Genomic DNA, 25702 nt, shown 5'->3' with positions numbered 1-25702 from the left:
CATGAACTCGAAAAACCCCTACACGATCGACGTGGAGGTCGAATCCCGCTTCGTCCCCGACCAGTCGCACCCCGGCGATAACCGTTACGTCTTCGCGTACACGATCACGCTGCGCAACGCGGGCGACACCGGCGCCCAGCTGCTCACGCGGCACTGGGTGATCACCGACGCCAACGGGAAGGTGGAAGAAGTGCGCGGTGACGGCGTCGTGGGCGAGCAGCCCTGGATGCGTCCCGGCGACACCTACGAATACACCTCGGGCGCGGTGCTGGAAACCGCCGTCGGCACGATGGCGGGCAGCTATTGCATGGTGGCCGACGACGGCACGCGTTTCGACGCGCCGATCCCCGCCTTCGTCCTCTCCATCCCGCGCACGCTGCACTAGGACACCGCATGGATAGCGAAAATGCCCCCCGCGGCAGCACGGAGCACCTGGACTGATGGCCGTCTACGCGATCGGCGACGTCCAGGGTTGCTACCCCGAGCTCCAGCGCATGCTGGAGAAAATCCGCTTCGATCCCGCTGCCGACCAGCTGTGGTTCTGCGGCGACCTGGTCAATCGCGGCGGTGAATCGCTGGCGACGCTGCGACTGATCCACTCGCTGCGCGAGCGCAGCATCATCACGCTGGGCAACCACGACCTGTCGCTGCTGGCCATCGGCCAGCGCCGCGAGGACGCGCAGCAGCGGGTGAATCCCGAGCTGCGCGAAGTGCTGTTCGCCGACGACGCACCCGTGCTGCTCGAGTGGCTGCGCATGCAGAAGCTCCTGCACCACGACGAAGCGCTGGGCTGGACGATGATCCACGCCGGCATGGCGCCGATCTGGACGCTCCGCCAGGCGCAGCGCGCTGCGCTGGAAGTGGAGCGTGAGCTCGGCGGCGTGCGTCACCAGCGGCTGCTGAAGAATCTGTTCGGCAATCGCCCGGCGGCATGGACGAATCGGCTGCAGGGCGTGGAGCGTCATCGCGCGACGATCAATACGCTGACCCGCATGCGCTATTGCGATGTGAACGGGCGGATCGATTTCGAGGGCAAGGACCGCCCGGGTACGCAGAAGCCGGGGATGTATCCGTGGTTTGAAGTGCCGGGCATGCGTAAGCGTGAGACGAAGATCGTCTGCGGCCATTGGTCGGCGCTGGGTCGCTTTGCGGGCCTTGGCGTGTATGCGATCGATACGGGTTGTGTCTGGGGCGGCCAGCTGACGGCGATGCGCCTGGACACGGAGGAGCCGGAGTACATCACCGTGCAAGCCGAGCCGCACCGCCAGAAGCCCAAGGGCGGCGGCGACTGAAGCGGTTCGAGGCGGTTCGCCGCTTCGCGCCGCATGCCCCCACGGCCTCCGGCCGAACCGCTACGGCCTTCGGCCGAACCTCGGCGCTGGCATGGCTCCTGTAGGAGCGCGCCTGCGCGCGAATGCCGTCCGCGCGGCGCTCGAACCTGCCCGCAGGACAGCCCTCGGTGCCTACCCTCGCTGCTCAGACAGGTCCTCCGCGCTCGACAAGGTTGGCCGCAGCCGCGGCCCATGTATTTAATCGGCCTACGGCCGCTCGCTTGTGCGGAACTCGCCTCGAGGGTAGGCACCGAGGGCTCTCTTCATCCGTGTCGCAACCGGGACGGAAGAGCCTGGGTCACGGCACGGTGGCGGCCAACTGACAGCATTCGCCTACAACGAGATAGTCGATCGCCTTCGCGTCCTGTCGATGGAGGACGCTGCTTCGGCCTGTCGACGTTGCTTAACATGCGCATTTGGCACGTCGCTGGTCCAGCGACTTACGAGGAGAAGCCGTGCGCGCGATGGAACTGCACATGCATAACGAGAAGTTCGAAGCCTTTCTGGATCGTCAGCGTGAACGCCGGACGGCGTACGGCAACATCGACGTTCGAAGGAAGGCCTGGTTGGCCAGGGTCGAAGACCTGTATGCGACCGTTGAAACCTCGCTGGACGAGTACGTGGAACGCGGCAAGTTCCGAATCCAACGAGGCTCGATCAACGCCTATGAAGATCCCTTAGGGAACTACAAGGCTCCAACACTCAGGCTCGACTTCGGGCATTCCGACGCCGAATTCATTCCCGTAGGCACCTATCTTTTCGGGGTGCTGGGGCGAGTCGACCTGGTCGGCGGCCGGGATACCCTGCCCTTTGTCCTTGTCGCTCCAGACGCAACCAAACCCATGCTCGCAGCGGCACGGGGAGCGTTGCGAGAACGCGATGCCACCGCAGCGTATGCCGCCGATCTGCGAAAGGTACAAAGTTTCGTCTGGAAGGTTTCGCCCAACCCGCCGAACATCCACTATCGAGAGCTGACTGAGACGAGCCTCACCGACGCAATCATCGCCGTTGCGCATGGATGATATTTTTTCGGTCAGTCCGCGCTTTCCGACATATCGTGAGGTTGTGAATCACCATGACCTGGTCAGAGGCGCCGTCGAAGTCGCCTTTTGCACGCGCGACACATTCGAAGGGGCCAACGACCTCGAACTGAGCAACACGCGGCGAGACACGATCAACCGCCTCGGCAGGCAGGGCGTCATATCGCTCATGGCCTGTCTCGAAGCGTCCTTTCGGGTCGACTACCTCTATCGTGCAAAGCGCAAGCTCAAGGATCCTTTATCCAGGAGGCTCATCCGAGTCTTTCACCGCAAGCGCCGCAAAGCCGCGCTTATGGACGACCTTGTTAAGACATGGCTCAAAGAGGGTCACCTCAGCCATGTCGAATACAACAGGATAGGCACGGCTTACGAGTTTCGGCATTGGCTGGCGCATGGCGAATACTGGCTGCCAAAGCGGCGACCGAATGCCACGACCTTTTATGAGATCGCCGCCATCGTGGAAGGCGCTATCAATTGCTGCGCATTCAAGTTCGACACCACCACTGACAGGCGACGCGACAGGCCTCACGAGGCTTCGCGCCCATAGCTCTTGTTTCTCCCTACCCGCCCCCTCAGGGATGAAGACAGCCCTCGGTGCCTACCCTCGAGGCGAGTTCGTGGCGGCGAGGGTGGCGGGCGGAAAAAGCCCGAAGGGGGCCGGCCACGATGGCCGGCCGTTCTTGTTGAGGCAGGATGCCGAATCAAGAACCTCCGCCCGGCACCCGGTGCGCGGCCGTAGGCCAATAAGAATACGGGCTGCGGAGCAGCCCCTCCCTGTCGCACGCCAGAACGCTGTCTGAGCAGCGAGGGTAGGCACCGAGGGCTGTCCTGCGTGCAGGTACGAGCGCCGCGCGGACGGCCATCGCGCGCAGGCGCGCTCCTACAGGGCAGCGGTTCGGCCGACGGCCGTGGTAGCGCGGCCGGAGGCGGTGGGGCATGGCCGCGCCAGCGGCAACCGCATAAAGAAAAACCCGCCGGGGGGCGGGTTTTTCGTGGGTCAGGTCAGCTGGCCGTGGCAGTGTTTGTACTTCTTGCCGGAGCCGCAGGGACACGGGTCATTGCGACCGACCTTCGGGCCGTCCGCAAGCACCGTCGGCGCCGCATCGGTCGCGGCACCGCCGCTACCGATCGCCTGCGCATCCGCATGCTGGAACTGCAGGCGCTGCGCCTCAGCCGCGCGGATCTGCTCAGCCTCCATCGCCGCCACTTCATCCTCGCTGCGAATACGCACGCGGGCGAGCATCTGTACGACTTCCGCCTTGATCCGGTCAAGCATCTCGGCAAACAGCTCAAACGACTCGCGCTTGAACTCCTGCTTCGGCTGCTTCTGCGCATAACCACGCAGGTAGATACCCTGGCGCAGGTAATCCATGCTCGCCAGGTGCTCCTTCCACGCGTTATCGACCACCGAAAGCATCACGTGCTTCTCGAGCGAACGCATGGTCTCGGCACCGACCTGCACTTCCTTCTCCGCGAACATCGCATCGACCGACTCACGCACGTGGTCGAGGATCGTCTCCGCATCCGCTTCCTTGTGGCTTTCCAGCCAGTGGGCAACGTCGAGGCGCAGGTTCAGTTCGCTGGCCAGTTCACGATCCAGCGCCGGGATATCCCACTGGTCGTCGATCGAATCGGCCGGCACGAAACGACGCACCAGGCCCTCGATCACGTCGAGGCGGATGTCGCGGACCATGTCCGAAATGTCGTCGGCTTCGAGCAATTCGTCACGCTGCGCGTAGATCACCTTGCGCTGGTCGTTGGCGACGTCGTCGAAGTCGAGGAGGTTCTTGCGGATGTCGAAGTTGTGCTGCTCGACCTTGCGCTGCACCTTCTCGATCTGGCGGGTGATCAGGCGATCTTCCAGCGCCTCATCGTCCTTCATGCCGAACATCTGCATCCAGCGGCCGATACGTTCGCCGCCGAAGATGCGCATCAGGCTGTCCTGCAGCGACAGGTAGAAACGGGACGAACCCGGATCGCCCTGGCGGCCGGAACGGCCACGCAGCTGGTTGTCGATGCGGCGGGATTCGTGGCGTTCGGTACCGATGATGTGCAGGCCACCCGAAGCGAGCACCTGCTCGTGACGCTTCTTCCAGTCGCTGCGCAGCGTCTCGCGATCGGCGTCGGTCGCTTCGGCCGGCAACGCGGCAAGCGCCGCCTCGAGGCTACCGCCGAGCACGATGTCGGTACCGCGACCGGCCATGTTGGTGGCGATGGTCACGGCCGCCGGCGCACCGGCCTGGGCCACGATGTGCGCTTCGCGTTCGTGCTGCTTGGCGTTGAGCACTTCGTGCGGGATGCGTTCTTTCTTGAGCAGGCCGGAAACCAGTTCGGACACGTCGATCGACGCGGTACCGACCAGCACCGGCTGGCCCTTCTCGAAGCATTCCTTGATGTCGGCGATGACGGCCTTGAACTTGGCGTCGGGGCCGAGGAACACCATGTCCGGGTTGTCCTTGCGGACCATCGGCTTGTGGGTCGGGATGACGACCACTTCAAGGCCATACACCGACTGGAATTCGTAGGCTTCGGTATCGGCCGTACCGGTCATGCCGGCCAGCTTCTTGTACATGCGGAACAGGTTCTGGAACGTCACCGTCGCCAGCGTCTGGTTCTCGCGCTGGATGGGCACGCCTTCCTTCGCTTCCACCGCCTGGTGCAGGCCATCGGACCAGCGGCGACCCGCCAGCGTACGGCCGGTGAACTCGTCGACGATGATGACTTCGCCGTCGCGCACGATGTAGTCCACGTCGCGCTGGTAGATCGCGTTGCCGCGCAGCGCCGCGTTGAGGTGGTGGACGACGGCGAGGTTCTTCGAATCGTACAGGCCGCTGTCCGGCTCGATGACACCGGCCTGGCGCAGGATCTGCTCGGCGTGCTCCATGCCCTCTTCGGACATGTGCACCTGCTTCTGCTTCTCGTCGACGAAGTAATCGCCGGCGCCATCTTCGGCTTCCTGGCGCGTCAGCAGCGGCACGACCTTGTTCACCGCGATGTAGAGCTGCGGGGAATCTTCGGCCGGGCCCGAGATGATCAGCGGGGTACGCGCTTCGTCGATCAGGATCGAATCGACTTCGTCGACGATGGCGTAGTGCAGGCCGCGCTGGTAGCGCTGGTCCCTGCTGAGCGCCATGTTGTCGCGCAGGTAGTCGAAGCCGAACTCGTTGTTGGTGCCGTAGGTGATATCCGCGGCGTAGGCGCCACGCTTGTCGGCGTGGTCCATGCCCGGGTACACCACGCCGACCGACAGGCCGAGGAAGTTGTACAGCTTGCCCATCTGCGCCGAGTCGCGGCGAGCCAGGTAGTCGTTCACGGTGACGACGTGCAGGCCCTTGCCTTCCAGCGCATTGAGGTACACCGGCAGCGTACCGACCAGGGTCTTGCCCTCGCCCGTGCGCATTTCGGCGATGCGGCCCATGTGCAGGACCATGCCGCCGATCATCTGTACGTCGTAATGGCGCATGCCAAGCACGCGCTTGGCCGCCTCGCGGGTGACCGCGAAGGCTTCGGGCAGCAGCTTGTCCAGGGTTTCGCCGGCCGCGAGGCGCTGGCGGAATTCGTCCGTCTTGCCGCGCAAGGCGTCGTCGGAAAGCTTCTCGAAGTCCGGCTCGAGGGCGTTGATGCGCTTGACCGTCTTGGAAAGGTCGCGCAGCACGCGGTCGTTACGGCTGCCGAAAATACTCGTCAGGGCACGATTGAACATCGATCATCCGGATCTGAAACAAAAAGGGAATGCCGTACGGGGCAAAACCCGCCGGGCACGAAGGGACGATCATACTACGGGCGCCCCTCAACTTGCCTTTTAATGGCGGCGCAAGGCCGCCATTCAAGTCCGTCTCAACGGTGGCTGCGAACGAAGGCCAGCGGATTGACCACGTGATCGTGGTACCAGACCTCGAAATGCACGTGCGACCCGGTCGAGCGGCCGGTGGAGCCTGCGCGGGCGATCGTGTCGCCGACGTGCACGCGCTGGCCCACGCTGGCGACCAGCTTGCTGTTGTGGGCGTAGCGGGTCATGTAGCCGTTGCCGTGGTCGATCTCGATCACGTCGCCGTAGCCGTTGCGCTGGCCGGCGAAGGTCACCATGCCCTCGGCCACCGCGGTGACCGGGGTACCGGTCGGCGCGGCGATGTCGATGCCCGTATGGCGGGCGCTGTGCCCGCTGAACGGATCGGGCCGGCCACCGAAGAAGGACGAAATGTAGCCGTTCACCGGCATCCCGGTGGGACGCAGGCTGGATTCGATCTTGCGGTCGAGTAGCAGGTCGCGCAGGGCTTCGAGCTGGGCCTGCTGGGCATCGAACTGCCCGGCCAGGTCGTCGATATCCTGGTTGAGGCTGGCCGGGGCGAGCGCCGTGGCGTCGCTGGTAGTGGTCAGTTCGGGGCCACCCTGGCCCGGATCCTCGTTGAAGTTGAACTCACCGTCGTCGAGCTTGCCGACCTGGGTCAGGCGCTCGCCGAGGGCGTTGAGACGGATCGACTGGGCCTGGAGCTGGCCGAGCTTGACGGCCAGGGCGTCGATGTCGCGCTGGGAGTCAGCCTCGATCTTCGCAAGGCGGGCGGCCGGATCGGCCTGGGCGGCGCTCGCCACCGGATGGCGGGGGCCGGCGATGGCCAGGGCCAGGGCCGCACCGACGCCGGCGACGCCGACGACACCAGCGATCGCCATGACCGCGACCTTGCAGCGCAGGCGCCGGCAAGCGAGGTCGAGCGTTTTTGGGCCTTTTCGGCCGCGTGACACGAGTATGATCTGCATACGTTCTTTATCGAATAAGTTCCAGCCGGTCTAATGCCACCGCCGTCCCAGTCAACCCGCCGCCCTACGCGTGGACTCAAGTCCATCGCCGACGTCGGGCCTGTCGCCAGGCTCGCCGAACGGGCTCGCGAGCTCGACACACTGGACCGCAAGCTGCGCGCGACGTTGCCTGCGCCGTTGCGCGACCACGTCCGCCTTGCGGACCTGCGCGACGGCAGGCTCGTCTTCCTTGCGCCCTCGTCGGCCTGGGCTTCGCGGGTGCGCCTGTACCAGGCGCAGATCCTTGAAGCTTCCCGCGCCATTGGCGCGAAGGCCTTCTCGGTTGCCGTGAAAGTGGCCCCCCTGCCGGTCGAGGCACCAGGCCCCGACCCGCTCAAACCGCTTTCCGCCGGGGCTGCCCGGCATCTGCGGGCGGCTGCGGCGTCACTTTCCGATCCCACGTTGCGGGATCTCTTCCTTGATTTGGCCTCCGTGGCCGATAAGCCTGAGTAATCCGTTACTTACGTTCGACCCATGTCGATCCGTAAGACCCACCGGATCGTCCGGCGGGCGAACTTTATAGCACGCCTACACGCCCCGAACACCCGGCCTCCACATAAAAATCACGAACGTGACCCCGATCACGTTTCGCCCTTGTAGGAGCGCGCCTGCGCGCGAATGCCGTCCGCGCGGCGCTCATACGTGGCCGCAGGACAGCCCTCGGTGCCTACCCTCGCTGCTCAGACAGCGTTCTGGCGTGCGACAGGGAGGGGCTGCTCCGCAGCCCGTTTTCTTATTGGCCTACGGCCGCGCACCGGCTGCCGGGCGGAGGTTCTTGACTCGGCATCCTGCCTCGGCAAGAACGGCCGGCCATCGTGGCCGGCCCCCTTCGGGCTTTTCCCGCCCGCCCCCCTCGCCGCCACGAACTCGCCTCGAGGGTAGGCACCGAGGGCTGTCTTCATCCGTGTCGCGAACTGGATGGACAGCCGCGCCGTCGGCATCCCTGACGCCGCGCCAGCTCTTGCAGGAGCGCGCCCGCGCGCGAACCCTCAACTCGGCTCCGAGCGAATGAGGCTATGCATTCATGCAGGCCAGCGGTTCACCCGGCGACAGCGTTCTTCGTGGGTCATTGCCACCACCCTTCGCGTTGATCGAAATCATCGCCGGCGGGGCGATTAGGCCTGGACCTTCGTTCGATGCAAATTGATGGCAATTGGCTGAGCGGCGTTGCCGCGCTGTTGGCTGTTCGCGCGCAGGCGCGCTCCTACAAGTGCTGTGCCGTCAGGCGGGGTGCCGGCACCTGGGCTCTCCGACCCGGTCGCGGCAAGGATGAGGAGAGCCCTCGGCGCCTACCCTCGAGGCGAGTTCCGCACAAGCGAGCGCCCGCAGGGCAATCAAATACATGGGCCGCGGCTGCGGCCAACCTTATCGAGCGCGGAGGACCTGTCTGAGCAGCGAGGGTAGGCACCGAGGGCTGTCCTGCGGCCACGTACGAGCGCCCGCGCGGACCCAATCGCGCGCAGGCGCGCTCCTACGGGGCGGCGGTTAGTCGGGCATGGCCGCGCAAGCGGCAACCGCATAAACGAAAACGCCGCCCGGGGGCGGCGTCTTCGGCGGGCAGGCCGGGATTAGACGGCTTGCGCGGGGTGGGCGTAGGAAATCGGCGCCTTGGCCGGATCCTTGAAGCTCACTTCTTCCCAGGCAGCCTGGTCAGCCATCAGCTGGCGGAGCAGCTTGTTGTTCAGCTCGTGACCCGACTTGTGCGCGCTGTACGCACCGATCAGGCTGTGGCCCAGCATGTAGATATCGCCGATCGCGTCGAGGATCTTGTGCTTGACGAACTCGTTGTCATAACGAAGGCCGTCTTCATTCAGCACGCGATAGTCGTCCAGGACCACGGCGTTATCCATCGAACCGCCCAGGGTCAGGTTGCGCTCGCGCAGGGCTTCGATGTCACGCATGAAACCGAAGGTGCGGGCGCGGCTGACTTCCTTGACGAACGACGTGGTCGAGAAATCCATCTCGGCCCGGGAATTGCGCTTGTTGAACAGCGGGTGGTCGAACTCGACCGAGAAGCCCACCTTGAAGCCGTCGAACGGCTCGAGCTTCGCCCACTTGTCGCCGTCGCGAACCACGACCGGCTTCTTGATACGGATGAAACGCTTCGGCGCCTCCTGCTCCTCGATGCCAGCGGACTGGATCAGGAACACGAACGGACCGGCGCTGCCGTCCATGATCGGCACTTCGGGCGCCGAGAGGTCGACATAAGCGTTGTCGATGCCGAGGCCCGCCATCGCCGAGAGCAGATGCTCAACCGTCGAGACGCGGACATCGCCATTGGTAAGCGTGGTGGACAGGCGCGTGTCACCGACGTTCTCCGGGCGCGACTTGAGCTCAACCGGCGGGTTGAGGTCAGTGCGGCGGAACACGATACCCGTGTTCGGCGCGGCGGGACGGAGCGTCATGTAGACCTTGTCGCCGGTATGCAGGCCGACGCCGGTCGCGCGGATGACATTTTTAAGCGTGCGCTGCTTGATCATATGGGTCAAACCTTGGTGGCAGCAGCCATGTGTAGCGGAGATGCTAACACAGTCTTAACCTCGGAATAAACAAACTGGCCAGTACAGTTAGGCCGAGCTTTCACCAACCCTTCAGCAATTGGTGAGATCGGTTCTCATTTGAGACCGAACATTAAACGCCCGTGAAGTCGCCGGGTTGACACAGCAAAGCCCATCGGGGCCGCGATCCGTCGCGCACAGGGCGCTCCTACGGCGGAACCGATTTCCCTTGGGGGGCACGGGAGTGCCCCGCCGCCCGGACGGGAACGGCGGCGGGGTACCCGGGCGGCCCGGCATCATGCCGGGCCAGGCCCCACGTCTTCCATGACGTGCCTGGTTAGACGTTGGTGCCGGTTAGTCGGCCTGGCGACGCAGGAAAGCCGGGATATCGAGATAATCGATCGCCGGCTCGCTGTTCTTCGACGGCGCCGGGGCGGCTTCCGAGCGGACCGAGGGCACCGGCTCGCTGTGGGCGTAATCGACCACTTCGTTACCCGTGCCCGTGCGCAGCACGACCGGACGCGGACGCTGGCGCATTTCAACGTGCTGCTGCACCGGCTGGCGTGCCGGCTGCTTCGCCGCGACGCCGCGGTTCAGGCCGGTGGCCACGACGGTGACGCGCACGTCGTCCTGCATGTCCGGGTCGAGCGAGGTGCCGATCACCACGGTCGCGTCTTCCGAAGCGAAGTCGTGGATCACGCGGCCGATCTCGTCGAACTCGCGCATGGTCAGGTTCGGACCGGCCGTGACGTTCACCAGGATGCCGCAGGCGCCGGCAAGGTTCACGTCTTCCAGCAGCGGGTTGTTGATGGCGGACTCGGCGGCAGCCTGGGCGCGGTCGTCGCCGCGGGCGGTACCCGAACCCATCATCGCCATGCCCATCTCGCTCATGACGGTGCGGACGTCGGCAAAGTCGACGTTGATCAGGCCCGGGGCCGTGATCAGGTCGGCGATGCCCTGGACGGCGCCGAGCAGCACGTCGTTGGCGGCCTTGAACGCGTTGAGCAGGGTCACTTCGCGACCGAGCACCGAGAGCAGCTTTTCGTTCGGCACGGTGATCAGCGAATCGACGTGCTGCGACAGGTCTTCGATACCCTTCAGGGCGACCTGCATGCGGCGACGGCCTTCGAACGGGAACGGCTTGGTCACCACGGCAACGGTGAGGATGCCCTTTTCCTTCGCCAGCTGTGCCACCACCGGCGCAGCGCCGGTACCGGTGCCACCGCCCATGCCGCAGGTGATGAACACCATGTCGGCGCCTTCGAGCATTTCTTCGATGCGCTCGCGATCTTCCAGCGCGGCCTGGCGGCCCACTTCCGGATTCGCGCCGGCGCCCAGGCCCTTGGTGACGTTGCCGCCGAGCTGCAGGTGCGTCCGCCCGCCGCAGGTCTTCATGGCCTGCGCGTCGGTGTTGGCGACGACGAATTCGACGCCTTCGATATTGGAGTTGACCATGTGGGCCACGGCGTTACCGCCACCACCACCCACGCCGATGACCTTGATAACCGCGTTCGGTGCCAGCTTTTCGATGAGTTCAAACATTTCCCGTCCTCCGCAGAACTTTTAGTTTTTTTGGTTTATGTCCCGTGCCCGACTCCTGTCGGCCATGGGTTGCGGGCCATCCTCTTGCCCCGGCGCCCCCCTTCCATCGGGCACCGACGATCCGGTGAAGCGTTTAGAAGTTCTTGGTAAACCAGCTACGGAACTTCTCGACCATGTTGCCGACGTTGCCTGCCGCCGAATTCGAATGGCGCACGCCGCCGGTGGCGCGCGAACCGTGCAGCAGCAGGCCGACGCCGGTGGAATGCAATTCGCTGGAGACCACGTCGCCCAGGCCCGACACGTGTTGCGGCACGCCGATGCGAACCATCTTGTGGAAGATCTCCTCGGCCAGTTCGAGCGCGCCTTCCATGCGCGCCGCGCCACCGGTCAGCACGATGCCGGCGGCGACGAGGCTTTCGTAACCCGAGCGGCGCAGTTCGTCCTGCACCATCTCGAAGATTTCCTCGTAGCGTGCCTGCACCGACTGCGCGAGCGCCTGGCGGGCCAGGCGACGCGGCGGGCGATCGCCCACGCTCGGCACCTGGATGGTCTCTTCCGCGTGGGCAAGCTGGGCGAGCGCACACGCGTATTTGATTTTGATCTCTTCCGCGTGAGCAGTTGGTGTGTGCACGCCATACGCGATGTCGTTCGTTACCTGGTCACCGCCGACCGGCAGCGACTTGGTGTAACGGATCGCACCCTGCGTATAGATCGCGATGTCGGTGGTGCCGGCGCCGATGTCGACCAGGCACACGCCGAGTTCGAGTTCGTCTTCGGTCAGCACGGCCTTCGCGCTGGCCACCGCGGCGGGCACCAGTTCGTCGACCGACAGGCCGCAGCGCTGGATGCACTTGGAGATGTTCTGCACCGCGCTGGCGGCACCGGTGACCAGGTGCACGCTGGCTTCCAGGCGCACGCCGCTCATGCCGACCGGATGGCGGATGCCGTCCTGGCCGTCGATGCGGTATTCCTGCGATTCCTTGTAGAGCACCTTGCGGTCGGCCGGGATCGCCACGGCGCTCGCCGCTTCCAGCACCTGCTCCAGGTCGGCCGCCATCACCTCGCGGTCGCGGATGGCCGCGGTGCCGTGCGAGTTGCGCGTTTCCAGGTGGCTACCGGAGATCGAGGCGTACACCGAGCGGATATCGCAGCCGGCCATCAGCTCGGCTTCTTCCACCGCGCGCTGGATGGAGTGCACGGTCGATTCGATGTCGACCACCGAGCCGCGCTTCATGCCGCGCGACACGTGCGTGCCGATGCCGATGATCTCGATCGCTTCACCCGGCTCGTATTCGCCCACGATGGCGACCACCTTGGAGGTGCCGATGTCGAGGCCGACGACGAGCTGTTTGTCGTTCTTGTTTCTCATGTTCTAGCTCAGGTTCCGACCTTGGGGGTGGCCGTGTTGTCCGATGGCGGCCACCGGATGGCGAATCCGTTGGTGTAACGCAGGTCGGCGTAAGCGAAACCGCTACGGTGACCTGCAACGAGTTGCGGGTAGACATCGAGGAAGCGGGCCAGCCGGCGATCGGCCTGCTCGCGGTCGCCGATCACGATCTCGGCGCCGCTATCCATGATCACGCTCCAGCTGCCGCGCTGGGTGAGCGATACGCCGACGACCGACATCCCTGCCCGGCCTTCGAAGGCCTTGCGCACCTGCGCATAGAAGCTCACCACTTCGGCCAGCCGCGAATCCGGGCCCGACAGTCGCGGCAGGTCGCCCATCTGGTCGGCGCCGGGTGCGTCGAACACCTGGCCCTGGCGGCTGATCAGGCGATCTTCGTTCCAGCGCGCGAACGGCTGGCGTTCGTAGATACGCACCAGCAGCGTGTCGGGCCAGCGCTTGCGCACTTCCACCGACTCCACCCACGGCAGGTTGCCGATCGACTTGCGTACGTTTTCCAGGTCGGTGGCAAAGAAGCCCTTGCCCAACAGGGGAATCGCGGCACTGCGGATCTGCTCGGCGCTGACGTGGGTGAACTCCGCTTCCACCTTCAGCTGCGTCACCGGCCAGCGGCCGACGGCGAACCAGCCCTGCATCACGCCCACGACAGGCAACGCCACCAGGGTGATGGCGATAGCCCATGCGACGATCCGCGTGGCGGCGGCTCCCTTCATTACTTCGACGCCTCCCGTTCCATGGAGGTTTCCAGCACGCGCCAGCACAGGCCCGGGTAATCCAGGCCAGCGACGGCGGCGGCCTTCGGCACCAGCGAATGCGAAGTCATGCCCGGCGCGGTGTTCACTTCCAGCAGCCAGTTCTTGCCATGGCGGTCGCGCATCACGTCGACGCGGCCCCAGCCGAAGCAGTCCAGCGCATCGAACGCCTGCAGCGCGAGCGCGCGCATCTCGTCTTCCGCCGCGCCGGACAGGCCCGGGCAGAGGTACTGCGTTTCGTCCGAGATGTACTTGGCGTTGTAGTCGTAATACTCGCCGGCCGGCACGATCTTGATCGTCGGCAGCACGTCACGGCCGACGATGCCGACGGTGAACTCGCCACCTTCCCGTGCATCGCCTTCGATCAGGGTTTCCATCAGCAGGTCGCCCGGGTAACGGCGGGCCAGCTCGACCGCGTCGTCCAGGTCCGCTTCCTTGAACACGCGGGTCACGCCCACGCTGGAACCTTCCCAGGCCGGCTTCACGATCAGCGGGAAACCGACCTGGCGCGCGGCGGCGTGCACGTCGGCACCGCGCGGCAGCGCGACGAACTTCGGCGTCGGCAGGCCCAGTGCGATCCAGACCTGCTTGGCGCGGACCTTGTCCAGCGACAGCGCCGAACCCAGCACGCCCGAACCGGTGTACGGCACGCCGAGCGACTGCAGGGCGCCCTGCAGTTCGCCGTTCTCGCCACCCGCACCGTGCAGGATGTTGAACACGCGGGCGAAGTGGCCGGCGCGCACGGCGTCGAGCAGCGCCGGGATACCGTCGATCGCATGGGCGTCCACGCCGGCGGAGCGCAGCGCGGCGAGCACGCCCTGCCCCGAGTTCAGCGAGACTTCGCGTTCGGCCGAGTTGCCGCCCATGACCACGGCGACGCGGCCGAAATCGGCGGCATCGGTGACACGGCGCGGGAAACGGGTGGTGCTCATTACTTGGTCGTCCTCAGGTGGCCAGCCGTGGCCAGTTCGATGGCCGCGGCGCCGATGTCGCCGGCGCCCAGCAGCAGGATCAGGTCGCCGTCGCGCGCCAGCGCGGACAGCGTGTGGCGCAGGTCGCGCGGGTGGTCGACCAGCACCGGGTCGGTCTTGCCGCGCGCGCGGATCGCGCGGGCCAGGGCCTTGCCGTCGGCGCCGGCGATCGGCGCTTCGCCGGCCGGGTACACCTCGGTCAGCACCAGCACGTCGGTTTCGGCGAGCACGTTGGCGAAGTCGTCGAGCAGGTCGCGCGTACGGCTGTAGCGATGCGGCTGGAACGCCACCACGAGGCGACGATCCGGCCAGCCGCCACGTGCGGCCGAGAACACGGCAGCCAGCTCGCGCGGATGATGGCCGTAGTCGTCGACCAGCAGCGCGGTACCCTCGTCCAGGGCCACTTCGCCACGGCGGTGGAAACGACGGCCGACGCCTTCGAACGCAGCCAGCGCGTGCGCGATGGCGGCCGGCTCGACGCCGAGCTGCCAGCCCACGGCGGCCGCGGCCAGCGCGTTCTGCACGTTGTGCCGGCCCGGCAGGTTCAGCGTCACCGGCACGGTCTCGGCAAGGCCCGGCAGGCGCAGGTCGAACTGCATCTGGAAGCCGGCCTGGCGCACGTTGGTCGCCGTGACGTCGGCGGACGCGTTGTCGATGCCGTAGGTGAGCAGGCGGCGCGAGGTGTCCTGCGCCAGCTTCGCGGTTTCTTCGTCGTCGATGCACAGCACGGCCATGCCGTAGAACGGCAGGCGATGCAGGAAGTCACCGAAGGCCTTCTTCACCTGGGCGAAGTCGCCGTTGTAATTCTCGAGATGGTCGGCGTCGATGTTGGTCACGACGGCCATCACCGGCGACAGCATCAGGAACGAACCGTCCGACTCGTCGGCTTCGGCGACAAGGTACTGGCCGGTGCCCAGGCGGGCGTTCGCACCGGCGGCATTGAGCTGCCCACCGATCACGAAGGTCGGGTCGTAGTCGGCTTCGGCCAGCACGCTGGCGACGAGGCTGGTGGTGGTGGTCTTGCCGTGCGTGCCGGCGATGGCGATGCCACGGCGGAAGCGCATCAGCTCGCCGAGCATTTCGGCGCGCGGCACCACCGGGATGCGCGCGGCATGCGCGGCGACCAGTTCCGGATTGTCCTTGCGGATCGCGCTCGAGGTCACGATGACGTCGGCACCGTCGATGTTCGCGGCCTCGTGGCCGATGCGCACGTCGACGCCGAGCTTGCCCAGGCGGTCAGTCGTGGTCGACGGCGCGCGGTCGGAACCCGACACGCTGTAGCCGAGGTTAGCCAGCACTTCGGCGATGCCGCTCATGCCGACGCCGCCCACGCCGATGAAGTGGACACGGCGGAACGAAGTCATGAAATCGTCGTGGGCGCGCAAACGACCGGGCGTCATGCGGAAACCTCCATGCAGTGACGGGCAATCGTTGATGCAGCGTCGGGTTTGGCCAGCGAGCGCGAGGCGTTCGCCGCGTTGAGGATCTGCTCGCGGTTGGCGAGCAGGTCGATGAGCATCTGGGCAAGCATGCGCGGGGAATCGTCCTGGTTCAGCGCGGCATCGGCGACGAGGCGCGCACCGCCGACGTCGACCATCGCGCGGGCGTTCGCGGTCTGGTGGTCGTCGACCGCATGCGGGAACGGCACCAGCAGGGCTTCGAGGCCGGCGGCGCAGAGTTCGGCCACGGTGAGCGCGCCAGCGCGGCAGACCACCACGTCGGCCCACTCGTAGGCGCCGGCCATGTCTTCGATGAAAGGCACGACGTTGGTGGCCACGCCAGCCTGGGTGTAGGCGTCGACGGCTTCGGGCAGGCCACGCTCGCCGGTCTGGTGGACGACGTCGGGCTGCACGCCGTGGGCGGCGAGCAAGGCAAGCGCCTTGGGCACGCTGGTGTTCAGGGTCCGCGCACCGAGGCTGCCACCGAGCACCAGCACGCGCGGCGCGCCGTTGCGCTGGTTGAAGCGCACGGCCGGGGCCGGCAGCGCGGCGATGGCGGCGCGTACCGGGTTACCCACCCATTCCGCGCCGGGCAGCACGTTGGGGAAGCCGGTGAGCACGCGCTTCGCGAAACCGGCGAGCTTGCGGTTGGTGTAGCCGGCCACGGCATTCTGTTCGTGCACCACCAGCGGAATGCCGGCCAGGCGTGCGGCGACGCCAGCGGGCCCGGCAACATAACCGCCCATGGACAGCACGCAGCGCGGCTTGATCCGGCGCAGCAGCGACAGCGAATCGAACAGCGCGCGGGCCAGCATCAGCGGCGCGAGCACGCGGGTCTTCAGGCCCTTGCCGCGCAGGCCACCCACCTTCACGGTGTGCAGCGCGATGTCGTGCGCCGGCACCACACGGGTTTCCATGCCACCGGCCGCACCGAGCCACGCCACCGGCACGCCCTGCGCGCGCAGTTCGTCGGCCACGGCCAGCCCGGGGAAAATGTGGCCGCCGGTACCGCCGGCCATGATCAGCACGGGACCGCTCATGCGAGGCCTCCGTGCGCGGCGGCATCGGGAATGGCGCTCGCCGGCATGCGCACCGCCGTCTGCCGCGCGTCTTCGGCGCGGTTGATCTCGAAGGTGGCACGCAGCAGCACGCCGACCATGCAGCAGGTCATCAGCACGGACGAACCGCCCGAGCTGATCAGCGGCAGGGTCAGGCCCTTGGTCGGCAGCACGCCCAGGTTCACGCCGATCGAGACCATGGCCTGGAAGCCGAGCATCAGCGAGATGCCGTAGGCCACGTAGCCGGAGAAGCGATGGCCGAGCTCGACGCCCTTCAGGCCGATGTACAGGCCACGGCCGACCAGCACGACGTAAAGCAGGATGACCGTGGTGATGCCCGCGAGGCCCAGCTCTTCGGCGAGCACCGCGAGGATGAAGTCGGTATGCGCTTCGGGCAGGTAGAACAGCTTCTGCACGCTGGAACCCAGGCCCACGCCCACCCACTCGCCACGGCCCACGGCGATCAGCGCCTGGGTCAGCTGGAAGCCGTCGTTGAACGGATCCTTCCACGGATCGAGGAACGAGGTCAGGCGCTTGATGCGGTAGTCCTCGGCGGTGGCTGCGTAGATCAGCAGCGGCACCAGCGGCAGCGCCAGCAGGAACAGGTTGCGCATGCGCGCGCCGGCCAGCCAGACCATGCCCACCGTGGTGGCGACGACCAGCGCGGCCGAACCGAAGTCGGGCTGGGCCAGCAGCAGCAACACGATGAAGCCGGCGACGCCGATCGGCTTGACCACGCCGAACAGTTCGTACTCCACGCCTTCGCGGTGGCGCACCAGGTAGCTGGACAGGTAGGCGACCAGGATCACCTTCATTGCTTCCACCGGCTGGAAGCTGGTGACGAACAGGTTGATCCAGCGGCGCGCGCCGTTGATGCGCATGCCGAAGCCCGGCACGAACACCAGCAACAGGCCCATCACGCCGAGCATCAACAACAGCGTGCTGTGCTTCTCGATCAGCTTCAGCTCGGTGCGCATGGCCACGCCGGCCAGGATGCAGCCACCGACGAGGAAGCCGATGTGCTTTTTCAGGTAATAGAAGGCGCCCACGTGCGACCCATCGGCCACCGCGATCGAGCTGGAGGTCACCATCACCACGCCGATGGTCGCCAGCGCGAGCGCAGCCAGCAGCAGCGGGATGTCGAAACTCCCCCGCGGGCCCTGGCGGCGCTGTGCCTGCTTGTTACCGAAGCCGAACATGCCCTTAGCGCACCTTCAACGTAGCGAGGCCAATAAGCACCAGCACGACGCTGATGATCCAGAAGCGAACGATGACGCGCGGCTCGGGCCAGCCCTTCAGCTCGAAGTGGTGGTGGATCGGCGCCATGCGGAAGATCCGCTTGCCGCGCAGCTTGAAGCTGCCCACCTGCAACATCACCGAGGCCGTTTCCATCACGAACACGCCGCCCATCACCAGCAGCACGATTTCCTGGCGGACGATCAGCGCGACCGTGCCCAGCGCGGCGCCGATCGCCAGCGCGCCGACGTCGCCCATGAACACCTGCGCCGGGTAGGTGTTGAACCAGAGGAAGCCGAGGCCGGCACCGGCCAGCGCGCTGCAGAACACCGCCAGCTCGCCCGCGCCGGGAATCGCCGGGATGCCGAGGTATTCGGAGAACAGCTTGTTACCGGCGAGGTAGGCGAAGATCCCAAGCGCGCCGGAGACCAGCACGCTGGGCATGATCGCCAGGCCGTCGAGGCCGTCGGTCAGGTTCACCGCGTTGGAGAAGCCGACGATGATGAAGTAACCGATCACCACGAACAGCAGGCCCAGCGGTAGCGCGACCTGCTTGAACAGCGGCACGTACAGTGCGGTTTCCGCCGGGACCTGGTGCGTGTGGTACAGGAACAGCGCGGCGGCGAGGCCGAACACCGACTGCCAGAAATACTTCCAGCGGCTGGCGAGGCCACGGCTGTCCTTCAGCACCAGCTTGCGGTAATCGTCGTAGAAGCCAATCGCGCCGAAGGCCAGGGTCACCAGCAGCACCGTCCAGATGTAACGGTTGTTGAGGTCGGCCCAGAGCAGCGTGGCGATGCCGATCGCGAACAGGATCAGCGTGCCACCCATGGTCGGCGTACCGGCCTTGGACAGATGGGTCTGCGGGCCATCGCTGCGCACCACCTGGCCGGCCTTCAGCGCGGCCAGCTTGCGGATCAGCGCCGGGCCGAGCAGCAGCGACACGGCCAGCGCGGTAAGCGCCGCCATGATCGCGCGGAAGGTGATGTACTGGAAAAGATGCAAGGACGTGAAGTGCCGAGCCATCCATTCCGCCAGTTCAAGCAGCATGGGATGCTCCTTCAGCGTACTTCTTCATTGCCGCGACCACCCGCTCCATGCCGGACGATCGCGAGCCTTTCACCAGAACGGTAACGCCCTCGTGGATCTGCGCGCACGCTGCCTCGATGAGGTCTTCCTGCGTGGCGAAATGCTGTGCGCCCGCGCCGAAGGCTTCGACGGCGGCGGCACTCTTCAGGCCGGTGGCGAGCAGGCGTTCGATGCCGCGCTCGTGCGCATAGCGGCCGATGCCGGCATGCAGCTTCAGCGTGTCGGCACCCAGCTCGGCCATGTCGCCGAGGATCAGCCAGCGTTCGCCACGGGCCAGCGCCAGCGTGTCGATCGCCGCGGCGGCCGACCCCGGGTTGGCGTTGTAGCTGTCGTCGACCAGCATCCAGCCACCGGCCATCGGCTCAAGGTCGAGTCGGCCGGCGACGTGAGGCACCTGCTCCAGGCCGTCGACGATGGTTTCGACCGGGACGTCCAGCGCCACGGCGATCGCCGCGGCGGCTAGCGCGTTGGCGACATTGTGTCGTCCGGCCAGCGGCAGGCGCACGTCGCCATCGCCGTGCGGCGTGGAGAGCACGAAGTGCGTACCGTCGATGCGTTCCTCGACGATGTCGGCACCGATGTCGGCGCGATGGGCCAGGCCGTAGCGAAGCACGCGGCGCGAACCGGCCAGGCCGGCGAAGAAGCCGGCGAAGCGCTCGTCGTCCGCGTTGATGATGGCGACGCCATCGGCTGGCAGCGACTGGTACAGCGCGCCCTTGGTTTCGGCGACGCCTTCGATCGTGCCCATGCGCTCAAGATGCGCGGCGGCGATGGAGTTGACGAGGCCGATATCGGGCCGTGCGATGGCGGCCAGGTAATCGATGTCGCCCGGCTTGCCCGCGCCCATTTCCAGCACGGCGTATTCGGTGTCTTCCGGCATCGCCAGCAAGGTGAGCGGCATGCCCAGCTCGTTATTGAAATTGCCGGCATTGACGTGGGTGCGGCCGTGGCGCGACAGGATCGACGCGGTCAGCGTCTTCACCGTGGTCTTGCCGTTGGAGCCAGTGATGCCGATCACCCGGACCTTGCGCTGCGCACGGGTGGCGCTGGCCAGGTCGCCCAGCGCGAGCTGGGTGTCGTCGACGATGACCTGCGGCAGGTCGACCGCCACCGGATGGGTGACGAGCGCACCGACCGCACCCTTCGCCGCGGCCGCGGCGACGTAATCATGGCCATCGACCTGCTCGCCCGGCAGCGCGACGAACAGGTCGCCCGGCTGCAGCTTGCGCGTATCGATGGCAAAACCGGTGACCTCGGCGTCGGCGCCCTGCAGGCGGCCTCGAGTCCAGAGGGCAACGGCGGACAGGCGCATCATGCGCGGACTCCCTTGCTGCCGTGGGCCATCGCCTCGCGGGCGACGGCGAGGTCGTCGAAGGGACGCTTGCCCTCCGGACCTTCCTGATAGGTTTCGTGCCCCTTGCCGGCGATCAGCACCACATCGTCGGCCTTGGTCCCGGCCAGCGCCAGGGCGATCGCCTTCGCGCGGTCGCGCTCCACCGTCACGGTGTCGGCGTGGACAAAGCCGGCGACGATCTGCTCGACGATGGCGTCGCCGTCTTCGCTACGCGGGTTGTCGTCGGTGACGATCACCACGTCGGCGAGGCGTTCGGCGATGCCGGCCATGATCGGGCGCTTGCCCGCGTCGCGGTCGCCACCGGCGCCGAACACGCAGACCAGCTTGCCCTTGGTATGCGAACGCAGCGCCAGCAGCGCCTGCTTCAGCGCGTCCGGCGTATGCGAGTAATCGACCACCACCAGCGGCTTCCTGCCGTCGCCGCCGAGGCGGCTCATCCGGCCGTTGACCGGCTCGAGTGCTTCCAGCGCCGCATGGATCCGCTCGAACGGCTCGCCCAGCGCGCCGAGCACCGCGGCCACGGCCAGCAGGTTGGCGACGTTGAAACGGCCGAGCAGCGCGCTGCGCACGGTGCGCATGCCCCACGGGGTGTTGAGGTTGAACGACAGGCCGCGCGCCGAGGTAACGATGATGTCGGCACGGACTTCGGCGTCCTTGTCGGTGGCGTCGTGGGCCATCGACGTGCGCAGCTTCTGCACGCCTTCGGCCAGGCCCTTGGCCAGCTTCAGGCCGAACGGGTCGTCGACGTTGACGACCGCCGCGCGCAGGCCGTCGAAAGCGAACAGCTTCGCCTTGGCCGCGCCGTAGGCTTCCATCGTGCCGTGGTAATCGAGGTGGTCGCGGGTGAGGTTGGTGAACACGGCGACGTCGAACGCGATCGCGTTGACCCGGCCCTGCTCCAGCGCGTGGGAGGAGACTTCCATCGCCACGTGCGAGGCGCCTGCTTCGCGGAAGCCGGCGAACAGCGCCTGCATGCTGATCGCATCCGGCGTGGTGCGCTCGCCTTCGACGATCGCGCCATGCAGGCCCGCGCCCAGCGTACCGACGCTCGCCGGCTTGCGGCCGAGGAAGGCCAGCGCCTGCGCGATCAGCTGCACGGTAGAGGTCTTGCCATTGGTGCCGGTCACGCCGATCACTTCCAGCGCCTGCGACGGCTCGCCATGGAAGCGCGCGGCGATGGCACCGGTATGTTCGCGCAGGCCCTTCACGCTGACCACCGGCACGCCGGCGTCCACGGCATCGAACGGGGCTTCGGCGAGGATCACCGCCGCGCCGTTTTCGATCGCCTTCGCGGCGAAGTCCATGCCGTGGCCCTTCGTGCCGCGCAGTGCGACGAAGGCATTGCCTTCGGCGATCTCGCGCGAATCGAGCGCAAGGCCCGAAACGACGATTTCGCCGGCACCCTGGGCGTCGGCGAAACCGTCGAGCAGTGCGGAGAGGGCCATCGTCGTCACGGCACCACCTCTTCCGCCGCACTGTCGTCCGCGGCCGGAGGGGGTGCGTTGGTGGTGCCGATCATGCCGCCCTGGCTCGGGCCGCCGGCGTACCAGCGGCCGACGTTGTCCGGCGGGATGTCGAGCAGGCGCACGGCGCCGGTCATCACGTTGGCGAAAGCCGGGCCGGCGACCGAACCACCGTAGTAGTGGCCGCCCTTCGGATCGTTGATCACCACCACGGTGACCAGGCGCGGGTTGCTCGCCGGGATCATGCCCACGAACAGCGAGATGTAGTTGTTGGCGGCGTAGCCACCCACGGAGTTTTTGTGCGAGGTACCGGTCTTGCCGGCCACGCTGTAGTTGGCCACCGAGGCGAAGCCAAAGCCGGTGCCGCCCGGGGCGACCACGGTTTCCAGCATGCGCACCAGCTCGTGGGCCACTTCCGGCGTCACGACCTGGTTGATCGGGTTGTCCGCGCCCTTGATGAAGCTCGGTGCGCGATACGCGCCGCCGTTGGCGATGGCGGCGTAACCGGTCGCCAGCTGCAGCGGGGTGACGTTGAGGTTGTAGCCGTAGGCGAGGCGCGACTTTTCGATCGGCTTCCACGTGCGGCCCACCGGCAGGTAGCCCGAGGCTTCGCCGGGGAAGCCGCTGCCCGTGCTGTTGCCCAGGCCGAACGACTTGTACATGCCGTACATCAGGTCGGTGTCGAGCGTCATCGCGATCTTGGCCGCGCCGACGTTGGACGACTTGGTGATGACGCCGGTCGGGGTGAGCGTGCCCCAGTTATGCGTGTCGCGCACCGGGTGGCCGCCCATCATCCACGTACCCGGCGAGGTCTCGATCAACGGTGCCGTCGGCGTGTACTTGCCGCTGGTCAGCGCCGCGGCCATGGTGAACGCCTTCATCGTCGAGCCCGGCTCGACCACGTCGGTGACCGCGCGATTGCGGCGGTCGCCCGGGCTGCTGCCACGCACGGCGTTCGGGTTGAACGACGGCAGGTTGGCCATGCCCAGGACTTCGCCGGTGTGCACGTCCATCACCACGATCGAGCCCGAGTCGGCCTTGTTCTTGTCCAGCGTGTCTTTCAGCGCGCTGTATGCCAGGTACTGGATGCGGCGATCGATCGACAGCGTGATGTCGCGACCCGGCTGCGGCTCGCGCACCAGCTCGACGTCTTCCACCACGTGGCCCATGCGGTCGCGGATCACCCGCTTCGCGCCCGGCTTGCCGGCCAGCCACTGGTCGTACGACAGCTCCAGGCCTTCCTGGCCGTGGTCGTCGATGTTGGTGAAGCCCAGGATGTGGCTGTTCACCGCACCCGACGGGTAATAGCGGCGGTATTCACGCTGCGAGTTGATGCCGGGGATCTTCAGGTCCATCACGGCCTGCGCGTCTTCCGGACGCATCTGGCGGGTGATGTACATGAATTCCTTGTCGGCGCGCTGCTCGATCTTCTGCTTCAGGTCGTCGGCGTCGACGTGCAGCGCCCTGGCCAGGTCCGGGATGCGGTCGGCGTTCTCGAGCAGCTCGGGCGGATTGGCCCACAGCGAAGCGACCGGCGTCGACACCGCGAGCGGCTCGCCGTTGCGGTCGAAGATCGTGCCACGCGACACGGCGATCGGCATTTCACGCAGGAAACGTGCGTCGCCCTGGTCCTGGTAGAACTGCTTGCGCACCACCTGCAGGTCGAACGCGCGCACGAGCAGGCCCGAGGCCGCGACGCACAGCACCGCCACCATCACGGTCATGCGCTTGCGCGGGCTCGGGCCCTGGCCGCGGCGGCGGCTGGGAACGACCGGCTTGCCCTGGCGCGCCCTCATCGACGCACCAGCTGGATGTCTTGCGGCTTCGGCGTGAACATGCCGAGCTTTTCACGGGCGTCGCCGTCGATGCGGCTGGGCTCGGCATAGGTGGCCTGCTCCAGCTCGAGGCGGCCGTATTCGACGCCGATGTCGTCCTTCTGCGACTGCAGGCGCGACAGCTCGACAAAGAGCACGCGGCTCTCGTGGCGCGTCCACACCACGCCGATCGCGCTGCCGATGACGGCGAGCAGCAACAGCGTGAGGCAGATCGCGCCGAAGGTCTTCATGCCAGCTTCTCCGCGATGCGCAGCACGGCGGAGCGCGAACGCGGGTTCGCGGACACTTCGGCGTCGGACGGGAAGATCGCCTTGCCCACCGGCTTCAGGCGCGCCGGCTTCGGCTCGATCGGCGGGCCGCGACGGCTGCCCTGCACGCGGCCTTCGTGCGAACGGATGAACTGCTTCACCGTGCGGTCTTCCAGCGAGTGGAAGCTGATGATGGCGAGGCGGCCACCCACGTCGAGCAGTTCCAGCGCGGCGTCGAGGCCCTGCTGCACGGATTCCAGCTCAGCGTTCACGCGGATGCGCAGCGCCTGGAAGGTCCGCGTGGCGGGATTCTTGCCCGGCTCGCGACGACCGACGCAACGCGCGACCAGTTCGGAAAGCTCGCCGGTGCGGGTGATCGGCGCGGTGGCGCGGCGCTCGACGATGTTCTTCGCGATGCGGCGGCTGAAGCGCTCTTCACCGAAGGTCCACAGCACGTCGGCGATCTCGGCTTCCGGCGCGTTGGCGAGGAAGTCGGCGGCGCTGATGCCGCGAGTCGGATCCATGCGCATGTCGAGCGGCGCATCGGCCATGAAGCTGAAACCGCGGCTGGCGTCGTCGAGCTGCGGCGAGGACACGCCGAGGTCGAGCAGGATGCCGTCGAGGCCGCCTTCCAGCGCAGGCCATTCGCCCATGGTGGCGAAGTTGTCGTGGCGCAGGGCAACGCGCGGATCGGTCGCCAGGCCGGCTTCGGCAACGGCGATTGCAGTCGGGTCGCGATCCATCAGGAACAGGCGACCCTCGGCGGAGAGACGCGCAAGGATCGCCCGGGCGTGACCGCCGCGACCGAATGTGCCGTCCAGATACCGCCCGTTCTCGCGCACGGCGAGGCCCTCCAGTACTTCCTCGAGCATCACCGGGATGTGCACATCGCGCCCCGCCATCGCCACATCCCGCTCCCGTTCCACTTACAACTTGTTATTGGTATTCGTTACAGCCGCAGCTCCGCCATGTCGTCGCTGATCTCGTCCTCGCCGATCGTCTGCCGGATCTTCGCGAGGTGGGCCTGTTCGCTCCAAAGCTCGAACTTGCTGCCCATGCCGAGTAACACGGCCTTTTTCTCGATTCCCGCCGCAGCGCGCTGGCTGGCCGGGAGGAGGATGCGAGCTGCGCCATCCGGTTCGACGATGGCCGCGGCACCTACCAGCTTCATCTGCAGGTTGCGGTGCACGGCCTTCACGGACGAAAGCTTGTTGACGTCGTCCCGGACCCGCTCCCACTCCGCGTACGGAAAGAGCCACAGGCAACCGGTTTCGAAGGGGTTGTAGGTGAGCACCAGGCGATTTGCGCAGGCGACAGCCACCTGATCCCGATACGAAGTCGGAATCGTCAGACGACCTTTGTCGTCGACCGTGATGGCTGTCTCACCTTGAAACATGTCTGGATGCCCGTCCCACCAAATCCCACGATTTCACACTGGGGCCCACGATAGTCTCGGGGTCTGAGACTGTCAAGGAAATTTTTCTTGTGAATCAAGGAGAAAGCTCCTGTTCATCACTAATTCCAGCCATTTCTGAGCAATCGACGGAAGGTGGTTGAATCGCAGGGATTTTTTGATTTTTCGTTCACGAACTCAGGCGTGAGCTGAGAGTGAAATCAGGCTTCGTGACGAACATCACGTTCAGGTGC

Annotated in this window: 22 protein-coding genes; 5 read left to right on the top strand and 17 right to left on the bottom strand. The window is 66.4% G+C overall.

The window, feature by feature from the left end:
- The first annotated feature begins 1 nt into the window (after window position 1).
- The 4 genes from apaG to KPL74_21145 all read left to right on the top strand — a co-directional run bounded on the left by apaG (window position 2) and on the right by KPL74_21145 (window position 2918).
- The gene (apaG, locus tag KPL74_21160) at window positions 2-385 is read left to right on the top strand and encodes a Co2+/Mg2+ efflux protein ApaG (protein QWT20239.1); all 384 of its coding nucleotides are present in this window, start codon (window positions 2-4) and stop codon (window positions 383-385) included.
- 55 nt (window positions 386-440) lie between these two features.
- The gene (locus KPL74_21155) at window positions 441-1292 is read left to right on the top strand and encodes a symmetrical bis(5'-nucleosyl)-tetraphosphatase (GenBank protein ID QWT20238.1); all 852 of its coding nucleotides are present in this window, start codon (window positions 441-443) and stop codon (window positions 1290-1292) included.
- Window positions 1293-1807: 515 nt separating this feature from the next.
- The gene (locus tag KPL74_21150; GenBank protein ID QWT20237.1) at window positions 1808-2353 is read left to right on the top strand and encodes a hypothetical protein; all 546 of its coding nucleotides are present in this window, start codon (window positions 1808-1810) and stop codon (window positions 2351-2353) included.
- Window positions 2346-2918, top strand: coding sequence for a hypothetical protein (locus KPL74_21145; GenBank protein QWT20236.1), 573 nt, complete (start codon window positions 2346-2348; stop codon window positions 2916-2918). Before KPL74_21150 ends, KPL74_21145 begins: the two co-directional genes overlap by 8 nt.
- Before the next feature lie 450 nt (window positions 2919-3368).
- On the opposite strand, the gene secA is transcribed toward KPL74_21145, so the two are convergent.
- Together secA and KPL74_21135 are read right to left on the bottom strand one after the other, a co-directional pair.
- Window positions 3369-6074, bottom strand: a complete 2706-nt coding sequence (gene secA, locus KPL74_21140) for a preprotein translocase subunit SecA (protein QWT20235.1) — start codon at window positions 6072-6074, stop codon at window positions 3369-3371.
- Window positions 6075-6208: 134 nt separating this feature from the next.
- Entirely contained in the window at window positions 6209-7039 is an 831-nt protein-coding gene (locus tag KPL74_21135) for a M23 family metallopeptidase (GenBank protein ID QWT20234.1), read from the bottom strand.
- A 120-nt stretch (window positions 7040-7159) separates the two neighbouring features.
- Here KPL74_21135 and KPL74_21130 point away from each other — a divergent pair, with 120 nt between their 5' ends.
- A complete protein-coding gene (locus KPL74_21130) occupies window positions 7160-7618 on the top strand; it encodes a DUF721 domain-containing protein (protein QWT20233.1) in 459 nt (152 codons plus the stop codon).
- A gap of 1115 nt (window positions 7619-8733) precedes the next feature.
- Here KPL74_21130 and lpxC read toward each other — a convergent pair.
- From lpxC to mraZ, 15 genes are all read right to left on the bottom strand, one after another.
- A complete protein-coding gene (gene lpxC / locus KPL74_21125; GenBank protein ID QWT20232.1) occupies window positions 8734-9645 on the bottom strand; it encodes a UDP-3-O-acyl-N-acetylglucosamine deacetylase in 912 nt (303 codons plus the stop codon).
- A gap of 372 nt (window positions 9646-10017) precedes the next feature.
- Window positions 10018-11205, bottom strand: coding sequence for a cell division protein FtsZ (ftsZ, locus tag KPL74_21120; protein ID QWT20231.1), 1188 nt, complete (start codon window positions 11203-11205; stop codon window positions 10018-10020).
- 133 nt (window positions 11206-11338) lie between these two features.
- Window positions 11339-12574 (bottom strand): cell division protein FtsA, encoded by a 1236-nt coding sequence (ftsA, locus tag KPL74_21115; GenBank protein QWT20230.1) that lies wholly within the window; start codon window positions 12572-12574, stop codon window positions 11339-11341.
- Between the two features lie 8 nt (window positions 12575-12582).
- Window positions 12583-13323 carry a cell division protein FtsQ/DivIB gene (locus tag KPL74_21110; GenBank protein ID QWT20229.1) on the bottom strand — a complete coding sequence of 247 codons (741 nt, stop codon included), beginning with the start codon at window positions 13321-13323 and terminating at the stop codon, window positions 12583-12585.
- Window positions 13323-14294, bottom strand: a complete 972-nt coding sequence (locus KPL74_21105; protein QWT20228.1) for a D-alanine--D-alanine ligase — start codon at window positions 14292-14294, stop codon at window positions 13323-13325. Before KPL74_21105 ends, KPL74_21110 begins: the two co-directional genes overlap by 1 nt.
- Window positions 14294-15733, bottom strand: coding sequence for a UDP-N-acetylmuramate--L-alanine ligase (locus KPL74_21100; GenBank protein QWT20227.1), 1440 nt, complete (start codon window positions 15731-15733; stop codon window positions 14294-14296). The genes KPL74_21105 and KPL74_21100 overlap by 1 nt, the downstream gene beginning before the upstream one ends.
- Window positions 15730-16812: an undecaprenyldiphospho-muramoylpentapeptide beta-N-acetylglucosaminyltransferase gene (gene murG, locus KPL74_21095; protein ID QWT20226.1), complete on the bottom strand. Its 1083-nt coding sequence runs from the start codon at window positions 16810-16812 to the stop codon at window positions 15730-15732. The genes KPL74_21100 and murG overlap by 4 nt, the downstream gene beginning before the upstream one ends.
- Window positions 16809-18029 carry a putative lipid II flippase FtsW gene (ftsW, locus tag KPL74_21090; protein QWT20225.1) on the bottom strand — a complete coding sequence of 407 codons (1221 nt, stop codon included), beginning with the start codon at window positions 18027-18029 and terminating at the stop codon, window positions 16809-16811. The genes murG and ftsW overlap by 4 nt, the downstream gene beginning before the upstream one ends.
- Window positions 18030-18033: 4 nt before the next feature.
- A complete protein-coding gene (mraY, locus tag KPL74_21085; GenBank protein QWT22646.1) occupies window positions 18034-19035 on the bottom strand; it encodes a phospho-N-acetylmuramoyl-pentapeptide-transferase in 1002 nt (333 codons plus the stop codon).
- 70 nt (window positions 19036-19105) lie between these two features.
- Window positions 19106-20470: a UDP-N-acetylmuramoyl-tripeptide--D-alanyl-D-alanine ligase gene (locus KPL74_21080; protein ID QWT20224.1), complete on the bottom strand. Its 1365-nt coding sequence runs from the start codon at window positions 20468-20470 to the stop codon at window positions 19106-19108.
- A complete protein-coding gene (locus tag KPL74_21075; protein ID QWT20223.1) occupies window positions 20467-21963 on the bottom strand; it encodes a UDP-N-acetylmuramoyl-L-alanyl-D-glutamate--2,6-diaminopimelate ligase in 1497 nt (498 codons plus the stop codon). The genes KPL74_21080 and KPL74_21075 overlap by 4 nt, the downstream gene beginning before the upstream one ends.
- On the bottom strand, window positions 21960-23768 hold the full coding sequence (locus KPL74_21070) for a penicillin-binding protein 2 (protein QWT20222.1): 1809 nt from the start codon (window positions 23766-23768) through the stop codon (window positions 21960-21962). The genes KPL74_21075 and KPL74_21070 overlap by 4 nt, the downstream gene beginning before the upstream one ends.
- The gene (ftsL, locus tag KPL74_21065; GenBank protein QWT20221.1) at window positions 23765-24037 is read right to left on the bottom strand and encodes a cell division protein FtsL; all 273 of its coding nucleotides are present in this window, start codon (window positions 24035-24037) and stop codon (window positions 23765-23767) included. The genes KPL74_21070 and ftsL overlap by 4 nt, the downstream gene beginning before the upstream one ends.
- Window positions 24034-24957, bottom strand: a complete 924-nt coding sequence (gene rsmH, locus KPL74_21060; protein ID QWT20220.1) for a 16S rRNA (cytosine(1402)-N(4))-methyltransferase RsmH — start codon at window positions 24955-24957, stop codon at window positions 24034-24036. The genes ftsL and rsmH overlap by 4 nt, the downstream gene beginning before the upstream one ends.
- Before the next feature lie 47 nt (window positions 24958-25004).
- The gene (gene mraZ, locus KPL74_21055) at window positions 25005-25451 is read right to left on the bottom strand and encodes a division/cell wall cluster transcriptional repressor MraZ (GenBank protein ID QWT20219.1); all 447 of its coding nucleotides are present in this window, start codon (window positions 25449-25451) and stop codon (window positions 25005-25007) included.
- Window positions 25452-25702: the final 251 nt, after the last annotated feature.

The sequence above is a fragment of the Bacillus sp. NP157 genome (genome assembly GCA_018889975.1).
Taxonomy (GTDB): domain Bacteria; phylum Pseudomonadota; class Gammaproteobacteria; order Xanthomonadales; family Rhodanobacteraceae; genus Luteibacter.
This window is presented reverse-complemented; position numbering and strand designations above follow the sequence as displayed.

What these genes read in the sequence shown, in the direction of transcription:
- KPL74_21070 (QWT20222.1), bottom strand. Translation starts at nt 23,768, where the DNA reads ATGAGGGCGCGCCAGGGCAAGCCGGTCGTTCCCAGCCGCCGCCGCGGC.
- KPL74_21135 (QWT20234.1), bottom strand. Translation starts at nt 7,039, where the DNA reads ATGGCGATCGCTGGTGTCGTCGGCGTCGCCGGCGTCGGTGCGGCCCTG.
- KPL74_21080 (QWT20224.1), bottom strand. Translation starts at nt 20,470, where the DNA reads ATGATGCGCCTGTCCGCCGTTGCCCTCTGGACTCGAGGCCGCCTGCAG.
- ftsW (QWT20225.1), bottom strand. Translation starts at nt 18,029, where the DNA reads ATGTTCGGCTTCGGTAACAAGCAGGCACAGCGCCGCCAGGGCCCGCGG.
- ftsZ (QWT20231.1), bottom strand. Translation starts at nt 11,205, where the DNA reads ATGTTTGAACTCATCGAAAAGCTGGCACCGAACGCGGTTATCAAGGTC.
- murG (QWT20226.1), bottom strand. Translation starts at nt 16,812, where the DNA reads ATGAGCGGTCCCGTGCTGATCATGGCCGGCGGTACCGGCGGCCACATT.
- rsmH (QWT20220.1), bottom strand. Translation starts at nt 24,957, where the DNA reads ATGGCGGGGCGCGATGTGCACATCCCGGTGATGCTCGAGGAAGTACTG.
- KPL74_21130 (QWT20233.1), top strand. Translation starts at nt 7,160, where the DNA reads ATGCCACCGCCGTCCCAGTCAACCCGCCGCCCTACGCGTGGACTCAAG.
- KPL74_21150 (QWT20237.1), top strand. Translation starts at nt 1,808, where the DNA reads ATGCATAACGAGAAGTTCGAAGCCTTTCTGGATCGTCAGCGTGAACGC.
- KPL74_21155 (QWT20238.1), top strand. Translation starts at nt 441, where the DNA reads ATGGCCGTCTACGCGATCGGCGACGTCCAGGGTTGCTACCCCGAGCTC.
- lpxC (QWT20232.1), bottom strand. Translation starts at nt 9,645, where the DNA reads ATGATCAAGCAGCGCACGCTTAAAAATGTCATCCGCGCGACCGGCGTC.
- KPL74_21145 (QWT20236.1), top strand. Translation starts at nt 2,346, where the DNA reads ATGGATGATATTTTTTCGGTCAGTCCGCGCTTTCCGACATATCGTGAG.
- secA (QWT20235.1), bottom strand. Translation starts at nt 6,074, where the DNA reads ATGTTCAATCGTGCCCTGACGAGTATTTTCGGCAGCCGTAACGACCGC.
- mraZ (QWT20219.1), bottom strand. Translation starts at nt 25,451, where the DNA reads ATGTTTCAAGGTGAGACAGCCATCACGGTCGACGACAAAGGTCGTCTG.
- ftsL (QWT20221.1), bottom strand. Translation starts at nt 24,037, where the DNA reads ATGAAGACCTTCGGCGCGATCTGCCTCACGCTGTTGCTGCTCGCCGTC.
- apaG (QWT20239.1), top strand. Translation starts at nt 2, where the DNA reads ATGAACTCGAAAAACCCCTACACGATCGACGTGGAGGTCGAATCCCGC.
- mraY (QWT22646.1), bottom strand. Translation starts at nt 19,035, where the DNA reads ATGGCGGCGCTTACCGCGCTGGCCGTGTCGCTGCTGCTCGGCCCGGCG.
- ftsA (QWT20230.1), bottom strand. Translation starts at nt 12,574, where the DNA reads ATGAGAAACAAGAACGACAAACAGCTCGTCGTCGGCCTCGACATCGGC.
- KPL74_21105 (QWT20228.1), bottom strand. Translation starts at nt 14,294, where the DNA reads ATGAGCACCACCCGTTTCCCGCGCCGTGTCACCGATGCCGCCGATTTC.
- KPL74_21100 (QWT20227.1), bottom strand. Translation starts at nt 15,733, where the DNA reads ATGACGCCCGGTCGTTTGCGCGCCCACGACGATTTCATGACTTCGTTC.
- KPL74_21110 (QWT20229.1), bottom strand. Translation starts at nt 13,323, where the DNA reads ATGAAGGGAGCCGCCGCCACGCGGATCGTCGCATGGGCTATCGCCATC.